Below are 1908 nucleotides of genomic sequence, written 5' to 3'. Positions count from 1 at the left end.
AAGAGACTTAACGGGAAAAGTCAGGTTCTGGACGACTAGCACCAATAATTGCTGAAGACACACGCTCATCTCGCAATATCCAAGCCAGTGCCAATTGCGGCATACTCAAACCCAAGTCTTGAGCAATTGATTTGAGTTTTTGGACTGCGGTGAGAGTGCGATCGTTAAATAACTCCTCCCGCAAAAACGAATTCATCTTGTCGTTTGCAGCGCGAGAATCTTGCGGTGGCGCTTGTCCTGGCTGATATTTACCTGTAAGTACACCTTGAGCTAACGGCGACCAAACAATCTGACCAATACCATTAGCGGCACACAAGGGAAATACTTGTGCTTCCGGTTTGCGCCACAGCATAGAATATTGTGGCTGACTGGAAACAAAGCGTTCAACATCAGTTAAATTGAGCGCTGCTTGGATTTGTTCTGGACTCCACTCGCTAAAGCCAATGTAACGCGCTTTTCCCTGACGCACTACCTCAGTCAGGGCTGTCATTGTTTCTTCTAACGGTGTATTTGGATCGTAACGATGGCATTGGTACAGGTCAACGTAATCGGTACGCAGTCGCTGTAAGGAAGCATCAATTTGTTTGCGGATTTGGGCTGCTGAAAGTCCTTTATCAGTAGCTGACATTGGAAAGAAGACTTTGGTCGCTAAGATATATGATGAACGCTCAATTCCTTGCAATACTTCTCCCAAAAAGGATTCCGCTCCACCATTTGCGTAAACATTGGCAGTATCAATAAAGTTAATTCCAACGTCAAAAGCTTTGTGAATACAAGCCTCGGCATTTTGCTGTTCTACGCCACCCCCATAAGTTAACCAGGAACCAAGACTAATTTCGGAAACGCGCAACTCACTGTTTCCTAATTGTCTGTATTTCATTTGGATGTCTTGTTTTACGGAAGTTTGCATCTTGTTTAATCCCCGAAAAGCGATTTTTAGCGTATTTACAAACTTTGTCTTAAGCCGCCAGAGCTTTCCTCATTCAAATTGCAGATATTTTGTCTATCTAAATATGCCTATGAGCAGTGAGAATATCAAAAGCTTTGCTGATGAGGTCTAAACTCCCCTTACTTCTTAATGAGATCGGCTATGATGGCGAAAAAATCCAGCTATGCAGCACCGCAATTTACAGTTCCTATTTGTGTTAATAGCTCCATTTGTAGCGATCGCAGTTATTAACACCCCCTTCATTCCTAGTTGGCAAACTGCTCAAGGGTCGATTTTTGTGGGAATGTGGTTACTAGCGTTGGGAATAGGTATTATATTTTTAAAAAAGCCCCAGCCATTGCCAATTTTCAACAGGCGGATTTTTTTAGGTCTTTACTTATTATTATCCAGTGGAATATTCTTACTAGCGCTATATATTTTGGCAATTTCTGGCATATTTGATTTTAACTTAAAGCAAGTAATTAATTATCCAGGCTATTCTAAAACTTTCTATCTTTATGAACAGACTTGTTTTCCACCTGATACTGCCACTGAATGTGGTAATTATCATGGCAAACTAAATGCCAAAATTGCTTTTTTGCCAATCATGACTACAAAGTTTAAATGTCGATGTTTATTTGGAGACCCACAGCGTATTCATAACACAGTAGTCATTCCTTTAGAAGCAAATTTGGATAAAACTACATCTTCAATTATGATTAATCTCAATAATGCTGGGGTCATTCAAAATCACACTATATACAGAAACGATTAATGTATTTGAGTAATTTTTGCCGAATAAATATGCCACATCCTTTGCTTGAGAGTTGAACCGGGAATATCATTAATATGCCGCAAGGTATAACTACCTTTAAAATGCTTCACTTTTCCATTCACAGTTTTAGAGGTAATAGTAACAGGAATTTCTATATAAGATGAACCTGATGCTCCATCTAATACCATTTCACTAAAAAAATGAT

At 39.6% G+C, this 1908-nt stretch carries 3 protein-coding genes; 1 reads left to right on the top strand and 2 read right to left on the bottom strand.

Translation table 11 applies throughout. From position 1 onward, the window contains the following. Window positions 1-7: 7 nt before the first annotated feature. Window positions 8-910 carry an aldo/keto reductase family protein gene (locus tag NCWK1_RS15380; protein ID WP_245894907.1) on the bottom strand — a complete coding sequence of 301 codons (903 nt, stop codon included), beginning with the start codon at window positions 908-910 and terminating at the stop codon, window positions 8-10. Window positions 911-1112: 202 nt separating this feature from the next. On the opposite strand from NCWK1_RS15380, the gene NCWK1_RS15375 reads away from it, so the two are divergent. After that, window positions 1113-1703: a hypothetical protein gene (locus tag NCWK1_RS15375; RefSeq protein ID WP_103125310.1), complete on the top strand. Its 591-nt coding sequence runs from the start codon at window positions 1113-1115 to the stop codon at window positions 1701-1703. Here the strand turns inward: NCWK1_RS15375 and NCWK1_RS15370 are convergent. Beyond that, window positions 1700-1908 (bottom strand): hypothetical protein (locus NCWK1_RS15370; RefSeq protein WP_222838790.1); only part of this gene is annotated, 209 nt, incomplete at its 5' end. The two genes, NCWK1_RS15375 and NCWK1_RS15370, sit on opposite strands and share 4 nt — an antisense overlap.

This window comes from Nostoc cycadae WK-1, assembly GCF_002897135.1.
In the GTDB taxonomy this organism is placed as follows: Bacteria; Cyanobacteriota; Cyanobacteriia; order Cyanobacteriales; family Nostocaceae; genus Nostoc_B.
The sequence above is the reverse complement of the archived record's forward strand: the minus strand, read 5'-3'. Positions and strand labels throughout refer to the sequence as shown.